The 24,784-nt window shown below is 64.9% G+C and carries 21 protein-coding genes; 13 read left to right on the top strand and 8 right to left on the bottom strand.

Annotation, left to right across the window (positions count from 1 at the left end; all coding sequences use genetic code 11):
• Positions 1 to 3: 3 nt before the first annotated feature.
• From ACYX4S_RS09245 to ACYX4S_RS09230, 4 genes are all read right to left on the bottom strand, one after another.
• Positions 4 to 408, bottom strand: a complete 405-nt coding sequence (locus ACYX4S_RS09245; RefSeq protein ID WP_476362695.1) for a DUF4864 domain-containing protein — start codon at positions 406 to 408, stop codon at positions 4 to 6.
• Between the two features lie 123 nt (positions 409 to 531).
• Positions 532 to 1,692, bottom strand: a complete 1,161-nt coding sequence (locus ACYX4S_RS09240) for a lytic murein transglycosylase (protein ID WP_293723471.1) — start codon at positions 1,690 to 1,692, stop codon at positions 532 to 534.
• 179 nt (positions 1,693 to 1,871) lie between these two features.
• Positions 1,872 to 4,040, bottom strand: coding sequence for a putative bifunctional diguanylate cyclase/phosphodiesterase (locus ACYX4S_RS09235; protein WP_476362694.1), 2,169 nt, complete (start codon positions 4,038 to 4,040; stop codon positions 1,872 to 1,874).
• Positions 4,033 to 4,617: a hypothetical protein gene (locus tag ACYX4S_RS09230; protein WP_476362693.1), complete on the bottom strand. Its 585-nt coding sequence runs from the start codon at positions 4,615 to 4,617 to the stop codon at positions 4,033 to 4,035. Before ACYX4S_RS09230 ends, ACYX4S_RS09235 begins: the two co-directional genes overlap by 8 nt.
• Before the next feature lie 288 nt (positions 4,618 to 4,905).
• On the opposite strand from ACYX4S_RS09230, the gene ACYX4S_RS09225 reads away from it, so the two are divergent.
• From ACYX4S_RS09225 to ACYX4S_RS09210, 4 genes are all read left to right on the top strand, one after another.
• Positions 4,906 to 5,943 (top strand): fatty acid desaturase, encoded by a 1,038-nt coding sequence (locus ACYX4S_RS09225; RefSeq protein WP_476362692.1) that lies wholly within the window; start codon positions 4,906 to 4,908, stop codon positions 5,941 to 5,943.
• A gap of 148 nt (positions 5,944 to 6,091) precedes the next feature.
• Positions 6,092 to 7,075 (top strand): HlyD family secretion protein, encoded by a 984-nt coding sequence (locus ACYX4S_RS09220; protein ID WP_476362691.1) that lies wholly within the window; start codon positions 6,092 to 6,094, stop codon positions 7,073 to 7,075.
• Complete coding sequence (rbbA, locus tag ACYX4S_RS09215; protein ID WP_476362690.1) at positions 7,072 to 9,840, top strand: ribosome-associated ATPase/putative transporter RbbA; 2,769 nt, start codon at positions 7,072 to 7,074, stop codon at positions 9,838 to 9,840. The genes ACYX4S_RS09220 and rbbA overlap by 4 nt, the downstream gene beginning before the upstream one ends.
• Complete coding sequence (locus ACYX4S_RS09210) at positions 9,841 to 10,968, top strand: ABC transporter permease (RefSeq protein WP_476362689.1); 1,128 nt, start codon at positions 9,841 to 9,843, stop codon at positions 10,966 to 10,968.
• Between the two features lie 10 nt (positions 10,969 to 10,978).
• Here ACYX4S_RS09210 and ACYX4S_RS09205 read toward each other — a convergent pair whose 3' ends face one another.
• Together ACYX4S_RS09205 and ACYX4S_RS09200 are read right to left on the bottom strand one after the other, a co-directional pair.
• Positions 10,979 to 12,280 carry a four-carbon acid sugar kinase family protein gene (locus ACYX4S_RS09205; protein WP_476362688.1) on the bottom strand — a complete coding sequence of 434 codons (1,302 nt, stop codon included), beginning with the start codon at positions 12,278 to 12,280 and terminating at the stop codon, positions 10,979 to 10,981.
• Positions 12,280 to 13,536, bottom strand: coding sequence for a ribulose-bisphosphate carboxylase large subunit family protein (locus ACYX4S_RS09200; protein ID WP_476362687.1), 1,257 nt, complete (start codon positions 13,534 to 13,536; stop codon positions 12,280 to 12,282). The genes ACYX4S_RS09205 and ACYX4S_RS09200 overlap by 1 nt, the downstream gene beginning before the upstream one ends.
• Before the next feature lie 108 nt (positions 13,537 to 13,644).
• On the opposite strand from ACYX4S_RS09200, the gene ACYX4S_RS09195 reads away from it, so the two are divergent.
• The 4 genes from ACYX4S_RS09195 (at position 13,645) to ACYX4S_RS09180 (ending at position 17,985) form a co-directional block, all read left to right on the top strand.
• Positions 13,645 to 14,469, top strand: coding sequence for a phosphogluconate dehydrogenase C-terminal domain-containing protein (locus tag ACYX4S_RS09195; RefSeq protein ID WP_476362686.1), 825 nt, complete (start codon positions 13,645 to 13,647; stop codon positions 14,467 to 14,469).
• A 100-nt stretch (positions 14,470 to 14,569) separates the two neighbouring features.
• Positions 14,570 to 15,310 (top strand): transcriptional regulator NanR, encoded by a 741-nt coding sequence (locus ACYX4S_RS09190; RefSeq protein ID WP_476362685.1) that lies wholly within the window; start codon positions 14,570 to 14,572, stop codon positions 15,308 to 15,310.
• Positions 15,311 to 15,388: 78 nt separating this feature from the next.
• Positions 15,389 to 16,450 (top strand): tartrate dehydrogenase, encoded by a 1,062-nt coding sequence (locus ACYX4S_RS09185; protein WP_293723331.1) that lies wholly within the window; start codon positions 15,389 to 15,391, stop codon positions 16,448 to 16,450.
• Between the two features lie 77 nt (positions 16,451 to 16,527).
• Positions 16,528 to 17,985, top strand: a complete 1,458-nt coding sequence (locus tag ACYX4S_RS09180) for an aldehyde dehydrogenase family protein (protein ID WP_422068683.1) — start codon at positions 16,528 to 16,530, stop codon at positions 17,983 to 17,985.
• 134 nt (positions 17,986 to 18,119) lie between these two features.
• On the opposite strand, the gene ACYX4S_RS09175 is transcribed toward ACYX4S_RS09180, so the two are convergent.
• Positions 18,120 to 18,893 carry a FadR/GntR family transcriptional regulator gene (locus tag ACYX4S_RS09175; RefSeq protein ID WP_476362684.1) on the bottom strand — a complete coding sequence of 258 codons (774 nt, stop codon included), beginning with the start codon at positions 18,891 to 18,893 and terminating at the stop codon, positions 18,120 to 18,122.
• A gap of 253 nt (positions 18,894 to 19,146) precedes the next feature.
• Here ACYX4S_RS09175 and ACYX4S_RS09170 point away from each other — a divergent pair, with 253 nt between their 5' ends.
• From ACYX4S_RS09170 to ACYX4S_RS09150, 5 genes are all read left to right on the top strand, one after another.
• Positions 19,147 to 20,130: a TRAP transporter substrate-binding protein gene (locus tag ACYX4S_RS09170; protein WP_476362683.1), complete on the top strand. Its 984-nt coding sequence runs from the start codon at positions 19,147 to 19,149 to the stop codon at positions 20,128 to 20,130.
• Positions 20,131 to 20,189: 59 nt separating this feature from the next.
• Entirely contained in the window at positions 20,190 to 20,717 is a 528-nt protein-coding gene (locus ACYX4S_RS09165) for a TRAP transporter small permease (RefSeq protein WP_476362682.1), read from the top strand.
• Positions 20,714 to 21,991 (top strand): TRAP transporter large permease, encoded by a 1,278-nt coding sequence (locus ACYX4S_RS09160; protein WP_476362681.1) that lies wholly within the window; start codon positions 20,714 to 20,716, stop codon positions 21,989 to 21,991. The genes ACYX4S_RS09165 and ACYX4S_RS09160 overlap by 4 nt, the downstream gene beginning before the upstream one ends.
• Positions 21,992 to 22,028: 37 nt before the next feature.
• Positions 22,029 to 22,778 carry a glucose 1-dehydrogenase gene (locus ACYX4S_RS09155; RefSeq protein ID WP_476362680.1) on the top strand — a complete coding sequence of 250 codons (750 nt, stop codon included), beginning with the start codon at positions 22,029 to 22,031 and terminating at the stop codon, positions 22,776 to 22,778.
• A gap of 302 nt (positions 22,779 to 23,080) precedes the next feature.
• Positions 23,081 to 23,962, top strand: coding sequence for a GGDEF domain-containing protein (locus tag ACYX4S_RS09150; protein WP_476362846.1), 882 nt, complete (start codon positions 23,081 to 23,083; stop codon positions 23,960 to 23,962).
• Between the two features lie 2 nt (positions 23,963 to 23,964).
• On the opposite strand, the gene ACYX4S_RS09145 is transcribed toward ACYX4S_RS09150, so the two are convergent.
• Positions 23,965 to 24,642: a TetR/AcrR family transcriptional regulator gene (locus ACYX4S_RS09145; RefSeq protein ID WP_476362679.1), complete on the bottom strand. Its 678-nt coding sequence runs from the start codon at positions 24,640 to 24,642 to the stop codon at positions 23,965 to 23,967.
• Positions 24,643 to 24,784 lie beyond the last annotated feature (142 nt).

Genomic DNA, 24,784 nt, shown 5'->3' with positions numbered 1-24,784 from the left:
GTCTCAGACGGACGCACCCTTGCCTGGCACCAGTCGGCAGCCGGAGATTTTCCAGCTTCCGTCCGCCTGCTTCTCGAAGGAGTAGACCGCCAGCCAGTCGCGTCCGGCCGGTCCGGTGACAAACACATCCAGTTCTGGCCCGCGTGCGCCTGTGCGCAGCTCGCCGAAGCTCACGCCGCGCGGCGCGTAGACAGGCGCATACCCTTTCCGCACCATCGCGATGAAGCGCTCGGGCGTCTGGAACATGCGTTTTATGCCGGGTGCGGCGTAGGACCATGCCGCATCGGCATCGCCGGACCGGAATGCCGACATCTGCCCCTCCACGAGGCCGCGCAGGATGGAATCGTCCTGCGCGTGTGCCTGCGGCGGCGGCGCCATCGCGAGAACAAACGCGATGGCGAACGGCATGAAAACGACTGACATCTTGCGGAACGAAAGCGACATGACCGGGCTCCTCCCTGAACGGGTGTCACCCTGTCCCTACGTCATCTTTCGCCAAGCGGATCGCCGACGTCCGCTCCGCCTGCCGCGTCAAAGGCGTGACAGCAGTGCCGGCGTCGGCCATCCGTCGGCGGGAAGTCCGAGTTGCATCTGCGCGGCGCGCGTGGCCGCCCGTGTTCCGGCGCCCAGGATGCCGTCGATCTTGCCGACGTCATGCCCGCGAGCGGCGAGCTTCTGCTGGAGCTGCTTCATCTGCGCGTCGCTCAGGCCGGGTTCCGGATTGCCCTGGTCGTAGCGCGAGGCACCGGCGAGACGGGTGGCAAAATAGGCCGCCGACGTCGTATAGACGAACGACTGGTTCCATTCGAGATAGACATTGAAATTGGGGTAGGCGAGGAACGCCGGTCCCTTGTGGCCCTGCGGCAGGAGGAGAGCCGCGGGCAGGCCGGGGGCGGCGATCCCGCCCTCGCGGGCGCGCACGCCGAGGTTCGCCCAGGCGCCGGCCGTCATCTCGAAATTGAGCCCCGAACGCTCCCACGGCAGGTTTGCCGGCACCTTGACCTCCTGAAGCCAGGGCTCGCCGCGCCGCCAGCCCAGACTCTGGATGAAGCTCGCGGCGGTCAGGATCGTGTCGGGCGCGCTTTTCTTCAAGTCGACGTGCCGGTCGCCATCGCCGTCGACACCGTGGCGAATGATGTCCTCGGGCAGCATCTGGACCTGACCGATCTCGCCGGCCCAGGCACCGGTCGTGCGTGCCGGATCCAGGTCGCCGTGCTCGACCATCTCGATCGCGGCCAGAAGCTGCGGGCGGAAGAGCTGCGGCCGGCGGCAGTCGTGGGCCAGCGTCGCGAGCGCGTTGACCGTGTTGAAGTCGCCCTGGACCGCGCCATAGTCGGTCTCAAGTCCCCAGAAGGCGGTGATCACGGGCGCGGGCACGCCGTAGTCGCGTTCCGCCCGGGCAAAGGTCTTGGCGTACTTGCGCATGTTGTTCGCGCCGTGCTTGAGCCGGTAGCCGGATACGGAGCGCTTGGAAAAGGTGAGGAAATCCTGCTTGAAGACCCCTTGTGCGCGATCGCGCGAGAGGACCTTCCGGTCGATGCGCGCGCCTGCGAGCGTCGCGTCGATGGCGGCCTGCGAGCGTCCCGAGGCCCGTGCTTCCTGGGCAACGCCGCCGAGAAACGCGCGGAAATCGCCACCGCAAGGCGTTTGCGCGTTTGCCGGGGCAGGGCCGAGGGCCCCGCCGGCCCCCATGGCAAGCGCCAGGGCAAGGGCGGGCAGGGAGCGGGCGGGAATACGCTTCGTCATGCGGATTTCTCCGGGTGGGACGTGTGGGAGTCGCTTCGCGCGATCATGGAGCAACAGGACGTGGAGGCCAAGACGGCGCGCGCGAGCGTCTGCCGCTCTCGGACCACGATGGGGCCACACCCACCCTAACTGGCCGTCTGATCGTTCCGCTTGTCGCTCAGGTTCTGCGCAAGGTAGTCGGTGAGGTCCCGGATCGGGAGTTGCGGACCGAGAAGCGAACCCTGACCGAAATGGCAGCCACGCTTGAGAAGGAAGCGCCGCTGCTCCTCCGTATTGACTCCCTCGGCAACGACGCGTGCGCCGAGACCCGAGGCGATGGACAGGAAGCCTTCGATGATCACGGCCGAGGTGTGCTGAACGCCGATGCCGGCAATGAACGAGCGGTCGATCTTGAGCTCGTCGATATCGAACTCGCGCAGATGCTGGAAGGAGGCGTAGCCGGCGCCGAAATCGTCCATGGAAATGCGCATTCCCCTGCGCGCGAGATCCTTCACGTTCTCGCGAATGACCGCGCTCCCCCGGTCGGACAGGGCGTCATCGGTGATCTCGATCGTCAGGCGGTTGCTCAGTTCCGGGTATCCCTCGAGCAGGCCGCGCAGTTCCTCGAAGCTTGAGCGTGTGGCGAGCGTCGTCGCGTCGACGTTGAGCGACAGGGAGCCGGGGGCGAGACCGCGTCCCACCAGGTCGCGCATGTCGTTCAGCGCGCGGCGGGCAATGTGCATGGCGAAGATGTGCCGCAGGCCGAAATGTTCCAGCAGGGGCAGGTAGACATCAGGCGCCAGAAGTGGACCGTCCGCACGCGCCCAATAGGCTCGCGCCTCGACGCCGTGATGGCTGCCGTCGCGCAGGTCGAGGATCGTCTTGTAGAAGAGGGTGAATTCGTTGCTCTCGATCGCGTGTTCGAGTTCCTCGCGGTCCTCGAGACCAAGTCGTTCCAGGGCCATTTCCGGCTGGTAGAGCGTATACCAGGGTTGCTTGCGCTCCTTCGCGAGATAAAGCGCCTGGTCGGCCGCGACCATCAGTTCCGCCGGGCCTCCGTCCACGTCCTTTTCCTGAACGACGCCGATGCTTACGCCGACGCGAAGCTGACGCCCCTCGTACTCGATCGGCAGAGCGGTCGCTTCCAGAACGCGCCGCGCGATGGCGGTCGGGTCGCGGTGTTCGGCATCCAGCGCGAACAGGAGCGCGAACTCGTCACCGCCGAGGCGGGCGACCATGTCGCCGGAGCGAACCAGCTTGCGGTAACGGTCGGCCAGGGTGCGCAGAACCGCGTCGCCGGCACCGTGCCCGTAGGCGTCGTTGATCGGCTTGAAACCGTCGAGGTCCGCCAGGACAAAGCACACCTGCTTGCGACGCCGCCTGTCGGATTGCATCAAGGTGTTCAGATGCGCGTCGAAGGCGGAGCGGTTCGCAAGCCCGGTCAGCGTGTCATGGGTTGCGGCATATTCCAGCTCTTCCTGCTTTTTCTCCCGATCCCTGGCGAGCACCTCGTTCTGCTCCAGGGCGACCTTGAGCCGGGTGACGGATTGGGAAATGCGTCCGATTTCGTCGCCACGTTCGGCGTTCGAGATCTCGCCGGAAAGATCACCGCGCTGCAGCCGGTCGATTTCCGAGACGATGTTGGTGATCGGCTGGAGAATGGTCCGCGCCGCAGCCAGGCTGACGAGCATTGCAAGGGTCGCGATGACCAGGCCCACGAAGATGAATTCTCCCGCAAGCCTGTCCATCTGCCGTGTCGCTGCTTCGGCACCGGCACGGAATTTCTCCGCCGAGACGCGCGCCACGTCGCTCGCGGTTTGCTCCAGCGTGCGGTACTGCACCGATCCGCCGCGCACCGCGGTGGCGCCGAGTGAGGGGTTCCTCAACAGCAGGACGAGCGATTGGCTCGCGGCGGCGCGATAGTCGTCATAGGCGGCACGCAGGGCGCCGATGCGCGGCATCCCGGCCTGCTCGAGCTGTGTGATCGCGGTGTCGGCACGCGTGAGATTGAAATCGATGCTTTGCAGCACATTCCGCATTTCCGGACCGCCGACGCCGATTTCCCGCCAGGTCGCAAGCCTGTAGAGATTGGCCTCCACCTCGGACACGTAGTGGGCGATACGCGACGCCTTGTCGAAGTTCGGAAGAATCTCGTTGTAGCTCGCCAGCATTGCGACGCGCTGGTTCTGCAGGGTTTTCCAACCCACGAGCGCAAGGGCCGCCAACGCGAAGAGCATCACCAGCGACGACGCCATGACCTTGGCGACGATCGACCAGTCGGAAAACCTCCAAAGCCAGGAGCGCGGCTCAGCCATTCTTGTCCTCGAATGCCCCCGCGCACAGGATCCGTATCCGGTCCGGCATGAGGAAGCATGTGTGGTATCCGGTCGCCGACTGACGCGTGCGCGGATGGGGGAAAACGAGCGAGAACACAGCCTTGCCTGTTCCCTCGGCGGATTCGCGCGCCAAGCGCGCCCAGTAGCGTCCCTCGATGTCGCTCATGGCCGACGCGTTCGTGCCCACCAGTTCAGGGTGACCCATGTCGAACCAGCTTTCACCGGTCATGGTGACCCCCCAAAGATGCAGTCCGTTTGCGAGTCGTGTCCACTCTCTATCCGCAAAATCCCTTACCGCTTGTGAAGGCCCGACGTCGGCAACATGCGCTTTCGCAAGTTTTGCGAGTTCGATGACATCCGCGCGAAGTCTGGAGGCACTCGCGCCGGCCGAATGCGCGCGCAGCCTCGCCCGGCGACGCTCGATCTCTCCTGCGGAAAGCTGTGTGATGCCGCTTGCGGATCTCTGGTAGGCGTCCATCGCGAAAGCCGTCGAGCCCGTCGGAAAGCCGATCGAGAGCGCCAGAACAAGAAATGCGTTTCTCACCCGGTCTTTCACGAATAATCTCCAACGGTGCGAGAACCGAAGCTGGCACGAACTCATGAAGCGCGATTTAATGCGAATGTAGAAAAAGACCTTCCTGCGGCGTGGATGCCTATAAATTGTTTCAATGGGCTTTGGTTCATGAAATTTATGCGGTGATTTTACGTGGATTGCGTAACTTGATAGGTCTCGAGGGTGAGTATGGCAGGTTCTGCTGAGAACAACGCTGGCGAATCAGAGCGCGAAAGCAACGCGGTGGCGGCTCGCGCCGGGATTTCTCCGCAGGCGCGGCGACATCTTCAGATGCGCAAGGATGCGCTCGCGGCCCATCCCGGGCTCCGGGCCCTTGCCGGCGCGGACCGTCGCACCGCCTTCGCGCTTCCCGTGCTGCTGGCGCTGCACTGGGGCATGGCGTGGCTTGTTTCCGACAGCAATCTTCTCGTGGTGTTTCTGGCGGCCTTCTGCTTCGGCCAGTTCGTGATCCACGCGGCCGGTGCGCTGGTGCATGAAACGGCACACAGGCTGGTCTTTCGCAGTCCCGGCGGCAAGCTCGCCTTTGATCTCGGGCTGGAAACCGTGCTCGGCTCCTTTGCCAAGCAGCTAACCTACCAGCACGAGCATCTCTCGAGCCATCATCCCTACATGGGAGACTACGAGCGCGACTACGAACACGAGGACCTTTGTGCGTTCAAGGCGCGCGAGATGCTGGTGGAGGGCAGGCCGCGGCTGCAGCGCGTCCTCACCATCGCGACCCTTGTCGTGCACCTGCTCCCCTTCGGCTTCATCATTTCCGACGAGATTTTCCCGCGGCTCTACGAGAAGCTGACCGGCCGCACGGCGCGCGACAGCGAGCGCCATGTTGCCTCGACGCAGCCGCCTGTGTGGCAGAAGCGCTTGTTCATCGCGTGGTCGCTCGGCGTGAACGTGTTGCTGTTCATGCTCTTCGGCGTGCTGGGCTGGCTGTATCACAACTGGGCGCTGTCGATCTTTCTCGGCAAGTGCGGCATCAGCAACCTCGGCCAGTCCCTCAGCGAGCACCCGGGAGACAACGAGGAGACACCCACCCGTTCGACCTACGGTTGGGTCAACCGGCTGTTCTTCAACACCGGCTACCACAATGAACACCACACGTTTCCCAACGTCGCCTGGACCCGCTTGCCGGATCTGACCAGGGCCGCGCCGGATGTGTTCAGCGCGCGTGCCGAGAAATCCTATTTTGGCTACTGGTGGGATCATGTGTCCCACGATTTCAAGACCTCGAGGCGCAATCGGCAGCAGGGCGAGGACGCCTCCCTGCGCTGCCCCTCCCTGGAGATGCGGGAAAAGACCGCGGAGGCTTGATCTCGATCAGGCTTGCTCCCACCCGGCCATGCTAGCAATACTGCAGTGCGGAATCCGGCATGGTGAGGGTGCGGGATTCCATCCCCCCGCTTTCCGGGGCGCCTCCGTCTTGCGCGCAGGTCCTGCCCCGGAGTTTTGAGGAAGCCTGATGTCCAAAGGGAAACTGCTTGTCGCGGTCCTCGTGGTTCTGGTGCTTGGCGCCGGCGGATATTCCGTCTGGCAGCGTCTTGCGGAACCGGATCTGCCGGCAGGCATCGTGTCCGCCAACGGAAGGATCGAGGCGGAGCGGATCGACATATCCTCCAAGATCGCGGGCCGGGTGGCCGATGTTCTCTTCCGCGAGGGCGACTGGGTCGAGGCCGGCGCGCTGGTCGCAAGGCTCGACACGACCGAGATCGAGGCGCAGCTTCACCAGGCCGAGGCCCAGGTGAACCAGGCCGAGCAGCAGAAGCTGCAGTCGCAGGCCTTGCTCAATCAGCGCAAGTCCGAACTCGCCTATGCCGAACAGGAGTTTCGCCGCGCGGAACAATTGTCCGAACGCGGACACACGACCGTGCAACAGGTCGACAACCAGCGCATGGTCCTGGCCACGGCGCGCGCGAGCGTGACGGCGGCGGAAGCGGGGATCGGTGTCGCGGATGCCACGATCGCCTCGGCCACGGCCTCGGTGGAACGACTCAGAAGCGTGATCGACGACGCCGAGCTTGTCGCGCCGCGTGCGGGTCGGGTTCAGTATGTGCTTGCCAATGCGGGCGAGGTCGTCGGGGCCGGCGGCAAGGTCGTGACGCTGACCGATCTCACCGATGTCTACATGACGGTCTTCCTGCGCGCGGCGGATGCCGGACGCCTTGCCATCGGCGCCGAGGCGCGTCTCTTGCTCGACCCCATTCCGCAATACGTCGTGCCGGCGCGCGTGACCTTCGTCGCCTCGACAGCGCAGTTCACGCCGAAGACCGTCGAGACTTCGGATGAGCGCGCGAAGCTGATGTTCCGTGTCCGGCTCGGCCTCCCGCAGGATCTGCTCAAGACCTATCAGGAACAGGCCAAGGCGGGCGTTGCGGGCATGGGCTACGTGCGGGTCGACCCTTCCGCCACCTGGCCCGACTGGCTGAAGGTGAAGCTGCCCCAATGACGGGACCGGCCGATTTCGTCGCGTCGGCGTCCGGGCTTGTCCACCGGTTCGGGCAGACGGTGGCCGTCGACGACCTCACGCTGGACATCCCTGCGGGCTGCATGGCCGGGATCATCGGGCCCGACGGTGTCGGCAAGTCGACGTTTCTCTCCCTGCTCGCCGGGGTACGCCGCCTTCAGGAGGGGCGGGTGAACGTGCTTGGCGGCGACATCACCGACCGGGCCCACCGGCGTTTCTGCAACCGCCGGATCGCCTACATGCCTCAAGGGCTTGGCCGGAACCTCTATCCCACGCTTACCGTCGCCGAGAACCTCGACTTCTTCGGGCGCCTGTTCGGTCAGGGGGCGGAGGAGCGCGCCCGGCGCATCGACGACCTTCTGAGGGCCACGGGGCTCGATCCCTTTCCCGACAGGCCGGCGGGCAAGCTGTCCGGCGGCATGAAGCAGAAGCTCTCGCTCTGTTCCGCACTCATTCACGACCCGGACCTGGTCATTCTCGACGAGCCGACCACGGGCGTCGATCCCTTGTCGCGACGCCAGTTCTGGGACTTGATCGACCGTATCCGTGACGAACGTCCCGGTGTTAGCGTGCTGGTGGCGACGGCCTACATGGAGGAGGCGGAGCGTTTCGACTGGCTCGCCGCCATGTCGGCGGGCAAGGTGATCGCGAGCGGGGCCCCCGCCGACATTCGTGCGAAAACGGGCGCCGAGACGCTGGAGGAGGCGTTCATCGACCTCCTGCCCGAAGATGAAAGGGCGGGACACCAGGCCGTCGTGGTGCCGCCCCGGCGGGATGTGGATGGTCCTCCCGCCATCGAGGCGCGGGGCCTGACACGCCGGTTCGGTGATTTCACCGCCGTCGATCACGTCGATTTCCGCATCGCCCGCGGCGAGATCTTCGGGTTTCTGGGGTCGAACGGTTGCGGCAAGACCACGACGATGAAGATGCTCACCGGCCTGCTTCCCGCAAGCGAGGGCGAGGCGCTTCTCTTCGGCGAAAGGCTCAACGCCGGGGACATGGAGACACGGCGGCGCGTCGGTTACATGTCCCAGTCGTTCTCGCTCTACGGCGAACTGACCGTCCGCCAGAATCTCGAGTTGCACGCACGCCTCTACCAGCTTCCGCAGGAGCGGCGCGAGGCGCGGATCACGGAACTGCTCGGGCAGTTCGATCTCGTCGATGTCGTGGACCAGAAGCCGGATGCCCTGCCGTTGGGCGTTCGACAGCGCCTTCAGCTCGCGGTCGCGGTGCTGCACGAGCCGGAAGTCCTGATCCTCGACGAGCCGACGTCGGGCGTGGACCCGGTGGCCCGCGATGCGTTCTGGAGCAGGCTGATCGCGCTGTCGCGTGACTCCGGCGTCACGATCTTCATTTCAACGCACTTCATGAGCGAGGCGGAGCGCTGCGACCGGGTATCGCTCATGCATGCGGGCAAGGTGCTCGCCGTCGGCGTGCCGGAAGAGCTCATGCGCCAGCGCGGCGCCGACAGTCTGGAGGAAGCCTTCGTCGGTCACCTGCGCGAGGCGACCGGAAGCGAGGAGGCGGCAGCCCCGCCTCCGGAGACGGCGGAGGCGCTCGTGCACACAAGCGGTGCCGAGACCGACACCGAGAGCCCCGACCGGCCGGGGCGGGGGCTCCGGTTCTCGCCGGCGCGCGTCTGGGCACTTGCCCGGCGGGAGGCGACGGAGATCTGGCGCGACCGGTTGAGGCTGGCGTTCGCCCTTCTGGGTCCCTTTCTGCTCATGCTGACGTTCGGCTACGGCATTTCCTTCGATGTCGAGGACCTCGCCTATGCTGTCCACGATGGCGACAGGTCGCTCGAGAGCCGCGATCTTCTGGCAAGCTTCTCCGGGTCCGAGACCTTCGAGGAACAGGCGCCGGCCATTTACGCCGACGATATCGAGCAACGGCTGAGACGTGGCGAGATCGTCTTCGGCATCGAGGTTCCGGCCGGTTTCGGCAAGTCCCTTGTGGCGGGTGACATGCCGGAAGTCCGCATCGCCATTGACGGAGCGATGCCCTTCCGCGCCGAGACGACGCGCGGCTATCTGAACGGCATCGCCGCGAGCTATCTCGCCGACCAGGCCGAGCAGGTGGCCGGGAGGCCGACCGCCCTGTCGCCGGTCTCCATCGAAACCCGTTTTCGCTACAACCAGTCCTTCGAGAGCGTGGTGGCCATGGTGCCCTCGGTCATCATGTTGATGCTGGTGCTCATTCCGGCCATGACGTCCGCGATCGGTGTCGTGCGCGAGAAGGAGACAGGCTCCATCGCGAACTTTCACTCAACTCCGATCACGCGAACCGAGTACATCCTGGGCAAGCAACTGCCCTACGCCGCGATCGCCTTCGTCAGCTTCCTGACATTGATGGCGGCCGCTTATGGCGTCTTTGGCGTCTCAGTCAAGGGATCTATGTTTGCCCTGGTGCTTGGAGCGCTGCTCTATGTGATCTCGACGACCGGTTTCGGCGTCGTCGTCTCCACCTTCACGCGGTCGCAGGTTGCCGCGATCTTCGCGGCCGCGATCCTTTCCATCGTGCCGGCCGTGAATTTCTCGGGCCTGATGACGCCTGTTGCCTCGCTGTCGGGACCCGGGCGCCTGATCGGCCTTGCCTTCCCGTCCGGCTGGTTCCAGCAGATCAGCTCAGGCTCTTTCACCAAGGGCCTTTCAATGGCGGAACTCTGGCCCAACCACCTCGCGCTTGCCGGCTTCGTCCTGGCGTTTCTTGCGATCTCGGTCGTGCTGCTTCCCAAACAGGAGACCTGAATGCGCCGCTGGCTGACCAACGTCTGGCGCCTCGGCCTGAAGGAGGTGCGAAGCCTGGGGTCTGATCCGGCCCTGGTGATCCTCGTGATCTATGTCTTCACGCTTGCCGTCTACTCGGTCGCCACCGGCGCGAAACTCGAGGTGTCCAACGCGGCTGTCGCCTATGTGGACTTCGACCGCTCACAACTGACGGCGCGCATCGTGGATTCGATCCTGCCGCCGGAGTTCAAGACGCCGGAGGAGATCGGCGCCAATGAGGTCGACAGGGCGATGGACGAGGCCCGATACGGCTTCGTGCTGTCCTTCCCTCCCGGTTTCGAGGAGGACGTGCTCAAGGGAGAGGTGCCCGAGGTTCAGCTCAATGTGGACGCCACGGCCATGTCCCAGGCCGGAAACGGCGCGGCGTTCCTTCAGCAGATCATCCTGAACGAGGTCGGCAAGGCTGTGTCGGGAACCGACGACCCGGCCGGACTGCCGATCGACTTCGTGGTCACCCAACTCTTCAACCCGAACATGGATTCGGTGCGTTTCACGGCGGTGATGCAGGTCATCAACAATGTGACCATCCTCGCCGTTCTGCTGACGGGCGCCGCGCTGATCCGCGAACGCGAGCATGGAACGATCGAGCACCTTCTGGTGATGCCCGTGACGCCCTCGGAGATCATGGTCGCGAAGATCTGGGCCAACGGCCTGGTCATTCTCGTGGCCGCGTTCCTGTCCCTGACGGTGGTGGTGGAGACCTTCATCGGCGTTCCGGTCGCGGGCTCCAAACTGCTTTTTGTCGCCGGGTCCGCGCTGTATCTCGTCTCGGTGACGGGGCTGGGCATCCTGATCGCGACGTTCACGTCCTCGATGCCGCAGTTCGGCCTGCTGGCGCTTCCCATCCTTATCATGATGAACCTGCTTTCGGGCAGCGCCACTCCGATGGAAAGCATGCCGGTCGTGCTGCAGAATGTTATGCAGCTCGCGCCGTCGACCCACTTCGTGGCGTTCGCCCAGGCCGTGCTCTACCGGGATGCCGGCATGGAGACGGTCTGGCCTCAGCTCCTGGTCATGGCGGGTCTTGGGGCCGGGTTCTTCCTGATCGCCCTGCGCCGCTTTCGCGATACGATGGCGTCACTGCGCTGACGCCGGGCCTCTAACGGTCCAGCCGTCCGTCCCTCAGGCGGGAAAAATAGTCGTCCGCGCCGATCTGCCCGCCCTTCAGCGCGATCTCGAATCGCTCGCCGCTTGCGTCGTGCCCGGTGCAAAGGGGCGAGCCCGGCGTGTCGGGAATGGGGTGGCGCAATGTAAGTGCGTCGAGCCCCAGCGCCTCGATGCCGTGGCTCGAGGTGTCGCCTCCGGCGATTGCGATGCGATTGAGCGAATGGCGCTCCTGAAGCGTGGCGAGAATCCGCCCAAGGGCAAGGCCCGCCTGGGCATCGGCGCCCGGTTGCGGCTTCGCCGTCTCGGTTCCCATGGCGGTGTGGACGATGGGGCTGCGACCGTTGTCGAGGGAGGCCGACGCTGCTGCAAGTGCATCCTCGCAGACAGCCTCGCGGGTCTGGTCGTCGAGAAGGCGTGCGTAGTCGACCGGGATGGCGTCGAAGCCATCTGAGCAGGCGGTCTGGATCTGCCGTGCGGTCGTGGCCGAACAACTTCCCGAGACGACGGCGATGCGATCCTCGGACACAAGCCGGCGCGAGGGGACGGGGCCAACACCTTCTTCACTCTCGCGCCAGCGCGTGAGGAGCGCATACTCGACGCCCGAGGAGCCGACGAGGAAGGGGCCCGCCGCACGCGCATCGGTTTCCAGGCGTTCCCCGGCCCAGGCCTGGGTGTGGGGATCGTGTACGTCGAGAAGCACGAACCGGGCATCATCGGTTGCGGGGCGGGCAAGCGCGGTATCGCCTGGAGCCATTACGGCGCCGGTCAAGTCGGTCTGTGCGCCAAGGTGCACGACGAGGTCGGATTCGTGCATTGGCGTCGCCGGATGGCGTGACATCACCGGATGGCGGTCGATCCGGTAGATCCCCTCGCGAAAACCGGCGAACAGGTGCCCCGCGAACGTGTAGCGGCGAAGCTGCGGCGCGCCGACGACGAGGTGGGTGCGTTTCTGGTTGAAGGCGGCAAGGCCCAGTTCCATCGCGCGCCCGATGGAGCCGCGATGCGGTGCGCTGTCGAAGGTCGAGCAGACCTTGTAGTGGCAAAACCGTGCCCCTAGCCCCGCAAGCCAGGCAAAGGCCGCGGGCAGATGAGCGTCCATCCACTCGGGGGACTGGGAGCGGCTGGTACCTGCAAGGCCGATGGCACGGGCGCCGGGAAAGGCCGCGACCCGCTCGGGCGAGGGCAGGCGCGTGAACAGGACCGTCTCGATGCCGTTTGACGACAGGGCTTCCATCACGTCGGTGGAGCCGGTGAAGTCGTCGCCATAGAAGGTGAGAAGCGGAGAACGGCTCATCAGCGCTTGTCCTTGAACAGGGCGAGCGCTTCGGCAAGCTCGGAATGATGGCGGGCATGGTCGTCGAGAGAGACGCCGCGCATCGCCGCATCCGCCGCCTGTCGCAGGCTCATGACGCCCGCCGCCGTTCCGCGCGGATGCCCCATGATGCCGCCTCCGGCGCAATAGAGAAAATCGGGAGAGCCGACCGCCGCGTGGGTTGCCGGCATTTGCGCTGCCGTCTGTCCGGACGAGAAGACGGGAAGTGCGGCAAAGCCCGGCTTGTCCTGGCCGAAAAGCGGCGCGCCGACCGCACGGGCGGAGGCAATGACGGATTCGTCGCTCTCGGAGAACTTGTTGGCCAGTCCGTTGACGTGAAGGTGATCGGCACCGGCAATGCGCCAGAACTTCTGCCAGGCCACATAGGACATGCCGATGTCGGGAGAGCGCGAGAAAAGCCCCCAGCCGTTGCGATGACAATGGAGCGGAAGCTCCACGTGCCGGCGCAGTTCGGAGAGACCCGCAAGTCCGATGGAATGCAGGCTGGCCATGACGCAGGTGCCGCCGCGCTTCAGGACATGGTCCGCGCCGCGCTTCATTTCGTCCATTTCGCCGGTGATGTTGAAGGCGACCATTGCCTTCTTGCCCGTGCGCTGGGCCCGGTCGTTCACCACCCGCATGACCGCATCCACCCGGGCCTCCAGGGGGCAGGCCGGTCCGTTGCCCTGAAGCTCGTCATCCTTGATGAAGTCGATGCCCGCATCCACGAGATCCGCGACAAGGGCGGCCGTGTCCTTAGGGGAAAGCCCAACGCTCGGCTTGATGATCGTTCCGATGAGAGGGCGCCCCTCGACGCCCGCGAGGCGCCGCGTGCCGGAAACGCCGAACGCGGGGCCGGCGTAGGCGGACGCGAAGTCCTCAGGAAAGGTCACGTCGAGAAGGCGCAGCGCGGAAACTTCGGCCAGTTCGAACAGGTTGCCGGCGACCGTTGCGAGCACGTTGGTGAGCGAGGGCCCCATCGTGTCGAGCGGCCATGAAAGCGTGATTTCGCCCCGGTGATAGAGATCCGCGCTGATGCGGCAGGGCAGGGAGGGCTGCGAGCGTGCCTCGCCTTCCTCGATATGCTCGATCCGGGCGCCCGCGCGCTCACGCAGGTCGTCAGTCTCGCCCGGGAGCCGGAGGAAGGTGCCGCAGGATTGCTCGCCGGCAATCACCTGCGCCACACGCTCGAGCGGCAGCGGACTTTCCACCTCGTATCGGGCCTCGAGCCTGCTCATGCGCGTTCCTCCTCCTTGATGCGTCGCATCCAGCAGATAGCAACTCATCATACCAGTTGACAAGATGATATCTGCGGAGAATGATCCCGGCCAAACGGAGGATGTTTCATGAAGATTGCTTTGCTTGGTGCCGGCGGAAAGATGGGCGTGCGGCTTGCGACCAACCTCAAGGGGTCGGACTACGACGTGGCGCATGTGGAGATCGGCGAGGCCGGTCGCACGCGTCTCCGTGAGGCGCTGGGAGTCGAGTGCGTTTCGCTCGACGAGGCCATCGACGGAGCCGGTGCGGTCATTCTCGCGGTTCCCGATACGGCCATTCGCAAGATCGCGGGCGACGTCGTGCCGCGCCTTGCGCCTGGAACCATCGTCATGGCGCTCGACGCAGCGGCTCCCTTCGCCGGCCACTTCCCCGAGCGTGACGACGTCACATATTTCGTGTCGCACCCGTGCCATCCGCCGATCTTCAACGACGAGACGGACATGGCCGCCAAGCGCGACTTCTTCGGAGGCGTGGCTGCCAGGCAGTCGATCGTCAGCGCCCTTATGCAGGGGCCGGAAGAGCACTATGCGCTGTGCGAGGCGATCGCGAAGACGATCTACGCGCCCATCCTGCGCTCCCACCGGGTGACGGTGGAGCAGATGGCCCTGCTCGAGCCGGGTCTCTCCGAGACGGTCTGCGCGACGCTGCTCGTGGTCATGAAGGATGCCATGGACGAGGTGGTCGCACGCGGGGTCGACCCGGTCGCGGCCCGCGATTTCCTGCTCGGGCATCTCAACATCCTCGGTGCCGTCGTCATGGGCGAGATCGAGGGCGCGTTCTCCGACGCCTGCAACAAGGCGATCACCAACGGCAAGCCGCGCCTGATGCGCGACGACTGGCGCGGCGTGTTCGAGAAGGATGAACTCGCGGAAAGCATCCGCGCCATCACCTGACGCGTCTGCCGCTGGCAGGGATCGGACGGGCTTGCTATAGCTGCGCGCCCGGCCCGGTCCCGACCTGCGGCCGGGCGACGAGAGCGAGGCGGACCGGACCATGAGCAAACGTGGAACCAATGGAGTGGACGGAGGCGAGCGGATCGTTCGCCGCAAGCTCTCCGACCAGGTCCTTGAACGCCTGCTCGAAATGATCACCAGGGGCGAGATCGCCCCGGGTGAGACCATGCCGTCGGAACGCGATCTCATGGAGCGTTTCGGGGTCGGACGTCCGGCGGTCCGTGAGGCGCTTCACTCGCTCGATACCATGGGTCTGATCAGCATATCCCATGGCGAGCGGGCCCGGGTCAGCGCGCTGTCGGCCGAAACCGCGATCCATCAGATCGACGGTGTGGCACGGCTGCTCCTGTCGGCCGATCCGGACAATCTGGGGCACCTCAAGGCGGCACGGCGCTTCTTCGAGATCGGAATGGTGCGCTCCGCCGCGGAGCGTGCCCGGCCGACGGACATAGGCGACCTGCGCGCGCTCGTTGCCCGTCAGCGGGAGACACTGGGCGATGCCGAGGCCTTCATTTCCGCCGATATCGCTTTTCACCGCCGCATCGCGGAGATGTCGGGGAATCCGATCTTCGTCGCCGTCTGCGATGCGATGCTGAACTGGTTGTTCACCTATCACACCGATTTGCTGCTGTGGGCCGGGGCGGAAGACACGACGCTGGCGGAACACGACGAGATCGTCGACTGCATCGCCCAAGGCGCTGCCGACGCTGCGGCAGTTGCTATGGGCCGGCATCTCGACCGCTCGGCAACGCTGTACCGTCACCACGACGCCGTCGGGTAAAGAAGTAAAACTTATTTACTCGTGCGGCCGCATGGCGCTAAATGCGGTCACCTGACTTCAACAATCCGGGAGTGTGTCATGGGGAGGAATTACAAGATCGCCGTCATCGCTGGTGACGGGATCGGCAAGGAAGTCGTGCCCGAGGGCCAGAAGGTGATCGAGGCCGCCGGCAAGAAGTACGGCTTCGGCGTCGAGTGGGTCGAATACGACTGGAATTGCGACTATTACCTAAAGCACGGTCGCATGATGCCGGAGGACGGTGTCGAGCAGGTTCGCGACAAGGATGCGATCTTCCTCGGTGCGGTCGGCTGGCCGAGCGTGCCCGATCACATCTCCACCTGGGACCTGATCCTTCGCCTGCGTCGCGAGCTCGGGCTCTATGTGGCGCTTCGTCCGGCGCGTCTGCTCAAGGGCATCACCTCGCCGCTGGCCGGCCGTACGGCCAAGGACATCGATTTCGTGATCGTGCGCGAGAACTCCGAGGGCGAGTATTCCTCCGCCGGCGGCATTCTCTACGAGGGCACGCCAGATGAACTGGTGATCCAGGAATCGGTCTACTCGCGCCGCGCGACCGACCGCATCCTGCGCTATGCCTTCGACCTGGCCCGCACGCGGCGCAACAAGGTGTCGCTGGCGACCAAGTCCAACGGCATCAAGATCGCCATGCCTTGGTGGGACGCGCGGTTCGCGGAGATCGCGGCCGAATATCCGGATGTCGAGGCGAACAAGTTCCACATCGACATCCTGACCGCGAACTTCGTCAATCATCCCGACTGGTTCGACGTGGTCGTGGGGTCGAATCTCTTCGGTGACCTGCTGTCCGATCTCGGCCCCGCCGTTGCCGGCAGCATCGGCATCGCGCCGTCCGGCAACATCGACCCGACGAAGGCGAACCCGTCCATGTTCGAGCCGGTCCACGGTTCCGCCCCGGATATCGCCGGGCAGGGGATCGCCAACCCGATCGGCCAGATCTGGGCCGGCGCAATGATGCTCGAGCATCTCGGTGAGCTCGAGGCCGCCAAGGGCATCGAGCAGGCCATCGAGGCCGTGCTGAGCGGCAATGGCGCGCGCACCCGCGACCTTGGCGGCGATGCCGGAACGGTGGAAGCCGGAACGGCGGTCGCCGACGCGCTCGCCTGAGGCGGGCAACGGGTTATCGGATATTTGAACCGGGCGGCCCGCCAGGCGCGGGCCGCGAACGACAGGAACCATCATTCATGTTGGACAAGACTGGTATCACCTCCCTCGGCCATCTCATCAACGGCGAGATCGTCGACCGCGCCGGCGCCGACGGCATCGAGGTGCGCGATCCTTCCACCGGTGAAGTCTTTGCGCGCCTGCCGCGCGGCGGTGCGAAGGAAGTCGACCGTGCCGTCGAGGCTGCCCGCGCCGCCTACGAGGGCGCCTGGGGCGCAATGACCGCGACCGAACGCGGCCGCTGCCTGACCCGCCTCGGCGTGCTCATCACCGAAAACATCGACGAACTCGCCGATCTCGAGTGCCGCGACACGGGCAAGCCGATGAAGCAGGCCCGCAACGACATCGTCGCGACCGCGCGCTACTTCGAGTACTACGGCTCTTCCGCCGACAAGCTTCACGGCGAGACCATCCCCTATGCCAAGGGGACCACGGTCATGGCCCTGCGCGTGCCGCATGGCGTCACCGGCCACATCATCCCGTGGAACTATCCGGCGCAGATCTATGGCCGTTCTGTCGGCGGTGCGCTCGCCGCGGGCAACGCTTGTGTGGTGAAGCCGGCCGAGGACGCCTGCCTGACGCCGCTGCGCATCAGCGAACTGGCGCTCGAGGCCGGGATTCCGGCCGGTGCGCTCAACATCGTCTGCGGCCTCGGCATCGAGGCCGGCGCGGCACTCGCCGGGCATACCGGCATCAACCACATCTCCTTCACCGGCTCGCCGCAGACCGGCACGGCCGTCGCCAAGGCCGCCGCGGACAACCAGATCCCGGTCACGCTGGAGCTGGGCGGCAAGTCCCCGCAGGTGATCTTCGAGGACGCCGATCTTGACGAGGCGCTCCCCGTCATCGTCAACGCGATCGTCCAGAACGCCGGGCAGACCTGCGCCGCCGGCAGCCGTGTCCTGATCCAGAAGTCGATCTACGACAAGGTGATGGCCGAGCTTGCCAAGCGCTTCTCCGCCCTGGAGACGGGTGCCGGCTGCGATGATCTCGACTGTGGCCCGATCATCTCGGCCAAGCAGCTTGATCGCGTGAAGAGCCTTGTCGATGCGGCAATCGAGGCGGGCGCGAATGTCGTCGCGCGGGCCGGTATGGCCGGAAATGCGCCGGAAGGTGGCTATTTCTACCCGCCGCTTCTGCTCGACGGCGCGGCCCATGAGAGCCGGCTGGCGCAGGACGAGGTGTTCGGCCCGGTGCTTGCGGCCTTCCCGTTCGAGGATGAGGCGGATGCCATTCGCCTTGCCAACGGCACGCCCTACGGCCTGACCGCTTCGGTCTGGACCCGTGACGGCGGACGGCAGATGCGTTGTGCCCATGCCATCGAGGCCGGCCAGGTCTTCATCAACAACTATGGCGCCGGTGGCGGCATCGAACTGCCGTTCGGCGGCATGAAGAAGTCCGGCTACGGGCGCGAGAAGGCGTTCGAGGGAATGGTGAGCTTCACCACCATCAAGACCGTGGTGATGAAGCACGGCTGAGCCCGGGCCGGCGCTCGACGCCGGACGGGAAGCGATGCGGGCCGGGGAGGGGGAACCCTCTCCGGCCTTTTTGCATGGAGTGGGAAGACGCAGGGATCTGCCGGTCCCGCTTAAACTGAAGCTTGAATAAGTTCTCAGAAATCCGTGCTGCTGCTCAGCATTCGGCTGCGCGCGTGTTCGATGTGATTGCGCATGGCACGGTTTGCCTCGAGATCCGCGCCGGCCTCGATGTGGCGGAAGATTTCCTCATGCTCGCCGCGTACCGCTTCACCGCGCACCATCGGCGGGTAGTGGGAGAGAAAGCGCATCAGGTTGACCGAGCGCGAGACATCGTACTCGAGCGACTTGAGTGTCGCGACGATGCGCGGATTGCAGCTCGCCGTGGCAACCGCCTCGTGGAAGGCATAGTCGTGGTAGTGGAGGATGGTGTTCTTCGCCAGGGCCTCGTCGTACCGGTCCAGGGCGGCGCGCATGCGCGCCAGGTCCGCCGGGCTGCGCCGCCGCGCGGCAAGGCTCGCCGCCTCCGGCTCGACGATGAGGCGCAGCTCGATTCCGTTGAGAAGATCGCCGATGCGCTCCAGCGCATCCCTGTCCTCGAGCTCGCTAATCGGCGTTCCGTCGGTTGCCCCGACCGCATTCTTCACGAAGTTTCCGGACCCGCGAACCGAAGACACCAGCCGGTCGGCGCGCAGCTTGTCCAGCGCCTCCCGCAGGACGGGGCGCGACACGTCGAATTCCCGCGCGAGCTGGTTTTCCGACGGCAGCTTCGTGCCGGCCGCGATCATGCCTGTCACGATGGCGTGGAACAGGTTTTCGTAGACCTTGTCGGCAAGGCGCTCGGCCTTGCTGTGCTGAAGGGCCGAGAAGGCGAAGCCCGCCGGTTCCTTCGAGGTCGTGTCCTTGTCCATTTTGTCAGTCTGCGGTCAAACGGAGGCGGGTGCGCCGGTGAGCCCCCGGGCTCCCCGATCGGGACGCGATCTCCTTCGTCGAACCGCTCCTCCCCCTTGATGCCGCGAGCGCCGGAAAAATGGCGCGGACAACGAAGCCCTTTCGAATACTCATCATACCAGTTGGTTTCAAGTTGTAAATCTTATTGACTGGATTTCTCCCGGAAGCCACACTCCATCCAGGTGCCGTGAGTCACCCATGGGAGGAAATCATATGTATCGTATTCGTAGCCTGGCGGCTGTGTCCGCCTTTGCAGTCACCGTTGCATTGTCCGGGTCCGCGCTTGCGGCCCAGGTGCTGAACTTCGCGCATTCGACCGCGCAAGGGTCGCACTACAGCATGGGCGTGCAGGCCTTCGCCAAGAAGCTCGCCGAGCTTTCCGACGGCAAGTATGAGATCCGCGAGCAGGCCGCCGGCGCGCTCGGCGGCGAGCGTGACGTGATCGAGGGGCTCCAGATCGGTTCCGTGGAACTGACCGTGTCCTCGACCGGTCCGCTCGGCAACTTCGTGCCGGAGGCGCTCGTCCTCGACCTGCCGTTCCTGTTCAAGGACTACGCCAACGCGCGCGCCGTGCTCGACGGTCCGATCGGCCAGGAGCTTCTGGACAAGGTCAGCGAGAACAATCTCGTCGGTCTCGCCTGGTCGGAGAACGGCTTCCGTCATGTCACCAACTCCAAGCATCCGGTGAAGACGCCCGCCGATCTCGAGGGCCTGAAGATCCGCACCATGGAAAACCCGGTGCACATGGAGGCCTTCCGCGCGGCCGGTGCCTCGCCGACGCCGATGGCTTTCCCGGAGGTCTTCGCCGCCCTTCAGCAGCACGTGATCGACGGCCAGGAGAACCCGATCCCGGTCATCACCGCTTCCAAGTTCTGGGAGGTTCAGGACAACCTGACCCTGACCGGCCACGTCTATTCGCCGGCCATCATCATCGCTTCGCCGACCCTGTGGGACGGTCTCAGCGATGAGGAGAAGGGCTGGTTCCGCGAGGCGGCCAAGGCCGGTGTCGCGGCAACCCGCGCGAAGGTCGAGTCCGACGAGGCCAATGGCGTTGCCCTGCTGCGCGAGCATGGCATGGAAGTGATTGAAAACGTCGATCAGGCCGCCTTCCAGAAGGCCGTGAGCCCTGCGTATGACACGTTTGTCGCCAAGTACGGTGACGACATGCTCAAGCGCATCCAGGCCGCCCAGAACTGAGGCGCGCTTCTCCGAAAAACCGGGGTGGCCCTTGCGGCCGCCCCGGCAGGAGTTTCGACATGCAGTGGTTTTTCGCAGTCGAGCGCCGGATAACCCGGCTTGCTCTCGAACTGTCGATCGCCGCACTGGCGATCATCGTGCTTCTCACCTTCTATCAGGTCGTTACCCGGTTCGTGTTCGGCCACCCCTCGGCCTGGTCCGAAGTCGCCGCCCGCTCGGTGATGATGTGGATGGTGTTCATGGGGCTTGCGGCCGCTTTCCGGCAAGGGGCGATGATCGCTGTCGATTTCCTCATGGACGTCGGCCCGAAACCGCTTCGGTTCATCCTTGTCATTCTGATCGCCTTTGCCTCGCTGGTCTTCCTGGGTCTGCTGGTCTGGTACGGCTGGTCCATGGCCGAACGCGTCCAGCGCCAGAACCTCGCCGGTCTCGAGATCAGCATCGCATGGGTCTATGCCGCGCTGCCCGTCGGCGCAGCGCTTGCCGTTCCCGGCGTGGTCGCCCGCTTCATCGTATCGCTGCGCGAGTTGTCGTCCGGGACCGATGAGGCCGATGGCGCCCCGAAGGACGTGGAGGGTCAGGTATGAATGCCGCTCTTGCCTTTTCCCTGCTGATCCTTTTCGCGACGGCAGTTCCCATCGGCGTGTCGCTGGTGCTTGCGAGCGCCTTCGGCATCACCTTCTTCTCGACGGTGCCGTTGCTGCTTGCGGTTCAGCGCATCTTCGCAAGCCTCGATTCATTCCCGCTTCTTGCCGTCCCGCTCTTCATCCTGTCGGGCAACCTGATGGCGTCGGCCGGAATTTCCGAGCGTCTGGTCGAATTGGCCAAGTCGATTGTCGGCGGCATCCAGGGCGGGCTTGCCTGCACCTGCGTCGTCACCTGCATGATCTTCGCATCCGTGTCGGGATCGTCGGTCGCCACCACCTTCGCCATCGGTGTCATCCTGATCCCGGCGATGGTGCGTCACGGCTATCCGGTCGGGACGGCGGCCGCGATCCAGGCCTCCTCGGCCGAACTCGGCGTGCTCATTCCGCCGTCGATCCCGCTCATTCTCTACGGTGTCGCCACCGAGACCTCCATCGGTCAGCTCTTCCTGGCCGGCATCGGTCCCGGCATCCTCGTTGCCTCCGCGCTCTTTCTCTACCTGCTGATCCTCTGCCGGGTGAAGGGCTACGGAAAGATGGACGGCGACGAGCGCAAGCCGTTCTTCGAGGCGCTGATCCACTCGTCCTGGGCGCTCGTGATGCCGCTGGTCGTGCTTGGAGGCATCTACGGCGGCGTCTTCACGCCAACCGAGGCGTCGTCCATCGCGGTGGTCTACGCACTCGTCGTGGGCGTCTTCGTGTACCGCACGCTGACGCTGGAGAAGATTTACGCGGCGCTTCGTACCTCGGCGGTGTCGAGCACCGTCATCATGATCATCATTGCCGGCGCGGGCCTGTTCTCGTTTCTCGTGACGCGCAGCGGGCTGCCGTCGATCATCGCGGAATGGGTGCGCGACGTCTTCACCGACAAGTACAGCTTCCTGATCGCGGTCAACGTGTTCCTGTTCTTCGTGGGCATGTTCATCGAGACCTCGGCGGCGATCCTCGTGCTTGCGCCGCTGCTTGCCCCGATCGCCATCAGCTACGGCGTCGACCCGGTGCACTTCGGCCTGGTGATCGTCGTGAACCTGGCGCTCGGCATGTTCACGCCCCCCGTCGGCGTCAACCTCTTCGCCGCCTGTGCGGTGGCGCGGATCCCCATCCAGCGGATCATACCCGCGCTTGTGCCCATGGTGCTCGTCGTCATGGCCTGCGTGTTGCTGGTGACCTATGTGCCGGTGGTCTCACTCGGCCTGGTCGAACTGTTCTACAGGTGACGGCGTCCCGCGCCGTCACCCATCAGGAGAGAAATTCATGAAGCTTCAGGACAGGGTCGCAATCGTCACCGGTGCGGGTGGCGGCTATGGCGAGGGCATTGCCCATTATTTCGCCGAGCAGGGCGCCAAGGTCGTGGTGGCCGATATCCGCGCCGATGCGGCCGAGCGCGTGGCTTCCGACATCGGTCCCTCGGCGATCGCCATCGCGGCGGACGTGACCAAGAGCGACGACACCAAGGCGATGATCGACGCCGCGGTGAAGCATTTCGGCAAGCTCGACATTCTCGTCAACAATGCCGGCACCACGCACAAGAACCAGTCGATGTTGAATATCGACGAGGCGACCTTCGACAAGGTGTTCGACGTCAACGTCAAGTCGATCTACCACGCGGCCATGCACGGCGTGCCGGCGCTGGAGAAGAATGGCGGCGGTGTCATCATCAACATAGCGTCCACCGCCGGCGTGCGTCCGCGTCCGGGCCTGACCTGGTACAACGGCACCAAGGGCGCGGTGATTGCCATCACCAAGTCCATGGCCGTCGAGCTTGCCGACCGCAAGATCCGCGTTTGCGGCATCAATCCGGTGATGGGCGAGACGGGCCTCACGGACCAGTTCCTGCCGGGCGAGGATTCTCCCGAGACGCGCGCGAAGATCATCGCCGGCATTCCGCTCGGGCGCATGTCGCGTCCGCTCGATATCGCCAAGGCATGTGGCTTCCTGGCGTCTGACGAGGCGGAGTTCATCACCGGCGTGCTGCTGGAAGTCGACGGCGGTCGCTGCGTCTGAGCCGGCCGGCACCTCCGCAGTGTCCGTTGCATCGCGGATCACGTCACGAAGGGAGGGCCTTGGGCCCTCCCTTTTTTCGTTTTCACGAGGCGTGCGACGCGGTGAAGGGGAGAAGATGAGAGATTTCCGAAAGAATTTGAAAAGGCTTTGGCCGGGTTTATGTTGTTTCGCGCCAACTGTTGATGGACAGGTAGGTGCCTGAGGGGAGCGTTAAGGTCATGACATGCCCTGAGGCGAGCATTCCGTCTCCTGCAAACGGGCCCGGGGGGACGGAGACGTTGGTCTTGCCTACGGTTGAAGCCATGCTGGCGCGTCTGCTTGACGACAGTACGACCCTCGTGGCGGTCTTCGACGAGCACGACATCCTGCGCAGGTCAAACAGGGCCTATCGGGAGGCCTACCACGTCGATGAAGGCGAGGAGGTCCTCTGGGCCGACATCATGCGCCGCAATCATGCGCATGGCCGGGGAGCGATCATCGACGCGGACGATATCGAAGCCTGGCTTGTCACGGCCCTCTCACGCAGGGGAAAGCTTGCCAGCCGCGCCTTCGAGGTGGATCTGGTCGACGGTCGCTGGCTGTGGATGTGCGAGACCGTTCTGGAAAACGGCTGGAGCCTTGCCATCGCCTCCGATGTTACAAACCTCAAGGCTGGCGAACGGGAGCTGCGCCAACTCACCGACAAGGCGATACGCGAGGCGCAAACCGATTCCCTGACCGGAATTTCGAACCGTCGCTACATGATGCTGGTTCTTGATCGACTGCTTGCAAGTCCGGCCGGCAATCCGCCGGACAGCATCTGCCTGATCGACATCGACCACTTCAAATCCATCAACGACCGCCATGGGCATGAAGTCGGCGATGAAGTGCTTGTCGACTTTTCCCGTCGGATGCGCAACGCGGTCCGGCCCTCCGACACTTTCGGCAGGATCGGCGGTGAGGAATTCATGCTTGTTTTTCCCGGTCTCGGCCACGCCGAGGCGGAGCGTGTCCTCGCGCGCATTCTGAGGGAAATCCGCAGCCGCGCCTATGTCGGGCGCGGCGTGGAGGTTTTCTATACGGTGTCCGCCGGTCTCGTCGAGCGCCGCCGGTCCGATGACGCGCGCTCGATCTATGGCCGTGCGGATCAGGCACTTTACGACGCCAAGCAGGGCGGGCGAGACCGCATCCAGGTCGCCGCCTGAGTTTATCTGGATAATTTTCCGCGAAATCCGCTTTCCGCATAGTCGATGATGCGTTCCAGTACCGGCTCGAACGAGGAGGTGTCGCATGAACCGTTCGACAAGCTGTCGAGCCGCGCGAGATCGGTGATCGTGTAGTGCAGCGCGCCGAGTGTGAAATGCAGCCGCCAGAGAATGTCGTCTTCCGACAGGTCCGGCAGGGCTTGGGCCAGGGCGGGCAGAAAGCGCCTGAGATGATCCAGATCTTCATGGAAGAGCGCGCGGAGAGGCGAGCCGGGGTCCGCCTGGCAGCGAATCAGGAACTGGATGAAAAGCGCCCGGCCGCCAGGATCGAAACTCCAGCGGATCGCCGGCCGCAGCAAGGCGTCGAGCACCATGCGCAGGCCAACGGGACCCGGGGTTGCGGCCTCCACCGCCTCCGAGAGAAGCCGTGCGCGCTCGCGGTTGAGATCGCGGGCGCGGCGCAGGAAGACCTGCTTGAAGAGTTCTTCCTTGCTGCCGAAATGATAGTTCGCCGCCCCGAGGCCGACACCGGCCCGTGAGGCGATATCCCGCATGGAGACTGCTGCGTAGCTCGCGCCGGCGAAGAGCGTTTCCGCGGCGTCGAGAATGCGCGTCCTGCTTTCGCCCGCGCGTGGGGCCCTCTGCCGGGAGCCGTTGTCCTTCGCTCTTTCCCCGCCCAAGACAACCGCTCCATCGCTCTCTTCTCATCCGCTGCGTTGGTACCACACGGGATCGTTCGCGAGAATATTGAACGATCGTTCAAGACTTGATACGACTGTTGCGGGAGGAATTTTCATGACGTTCACACGACCCAGGATGCGT

It is taken from the genome of Stappia sp. ABD4_338 (assembly GCF_056312175.1).
The sequence above is the reverse complement of the archived record's forward strand: the minus strand, read 5'-3'. Positions and strand labels throughout refer to the sequence as shown.

Bases quoted from the DNA above. Each gene is read 5' to 3' on its own strand.
- ACYX4S_RS09160 (WP_476362681.1), top strand. From the start codon at position 20,714: ATGAATGCCGCTCTTGCCTTTTCCCTGCTGATCCTTTTCGCGACGGCA.
- rbbA (WP_476362690.1), top strand. From the start codon at position 7,072: ATGACGGGACCGGCCGATTTCGTCGCGTCGGCGTCCGGGCTTGTCCAC.
- ACYX4S_RS09210 (WP_476362689.1), top strand. From the start codon at position 9,841: ATGCGCCGCTGGCTGACCAACGTCTGGCGCCTCGGCCTGAAGGAGGTG.
- ACYX4S_RS09170 (WP_476362683.1), top strand. From the start codon at position 19,147: ATGTATCGTATTCGTAGCCTGGCGGCTGTGTCCGCCTTTGCAGTCACC.
- ACYX4S_RS09165 (WP_476362682.1), top strand. From the start codon at position 20,190: ATGCAGTGGTTTTTCGCAGTCGAGCGCCGGATAACCCGGCTTGCTCTC.
- ACYX4S_RS09175 (WP_476362684.1), bottom strand. From the start codon at position 18,893: ATGGACAAGGACACGACCTCGAAGGAACCGGCGGGCTTCGCCTTCTCG.
- ACYX4S_RS09155 (WP_476362680.1), top strand. From the start codon at position 22,029: ATGAAGCTTCAGGACAGGGTCGCAATCGTCACCGGTGCGGGTGGCGGC.
- ACYX4S_RS09245 (WP_476362695.1), bottom strand. From the start codon at position 408: ATGCCGTTCGCCATCGCGTTTGTTCTCGCGATGGCGCCGCCGCCGCAG.
- ACYX4S_RS09190 (WP_476362685.1), top strand. From the start codon at position 14,570: ATGAGCAAACGTGGAACCAATGGAGTGGACGGAGGCGAGCGGATCGTT.
- ACYX4S_RS09205 (WP_476362688.1), bottom strand. From the start codon at position 12,280: ATGAGCCGTTCTCCGCTTCTCACCTTCTATGGCGACGACTTCACCGGC.
- ACYX4S_RS09180 (WP_422068683.1), top strand. From the start codon at position 16,528: ATGTTGGACAAGACTGGTATCACCTCCCTCGGCCATCTCATCAACGGC.
- ACYX4S_RS09240 (WP_293723471.1), bottom strand. From the start codon at position 1,692: ATGGGGGCCGGCGGGGCCCTCGGCCCTGCCCCGGCAAACGCGCAAACG.
- ACYX4S_RS09235 (WP_476362694.1), bottom strand. From the start codon at position 4,040: ATGGCTGAGCCGCGCTCCTGGCTTTGGAGGTTTTCCGACTGGTCGATC.
- ACYX4S_RS09220 (WP_476362691.1), top strand. From the start codon at position 6,092: ATGTCCAAAGGGAAACTGCTTGTCGCGGTCCTCGTGGTTCTGGTGCTT.
- ACYX4S_RS09195 (WP_476362686.1), top strand. From the start codon at position 13,645: ATGAAGATTGCTTTGCTTGGTGCCGGCGGAAAGATGGGCGTGCGGCTT.
- ACYX4S_RS09200 (WP_476362687.1), bottom strand. From the start codon at position 13,536: ATGAGCAGGCTCGAGGCCCGATACGAGGTGGAAAGTCCGCTGCCGCTC.
- ACYX4S_RS09150 (WP_476362846.1), top strand. From the start codon at position 23,081: ATGCTGGCGCGTCTGCTTGACGACAGTACGACCCTCGTGGCGGTCTTC.
- ACYX4S_RS09185 (WP_293723331.1), top strand. From the start codon at position 15,389: ATGGGGAGGAATTACAAGATCGCCGTCATCGCTGGTGACGGGATCGGC.
- ACYX4S_RS09225 (WP_476362692.1), top strand. From the start codon at position 4,906: ATGCGCAAGGATGCGCTCGCGGCCCATCCCGGGCTCCGGGCCCTTGCC.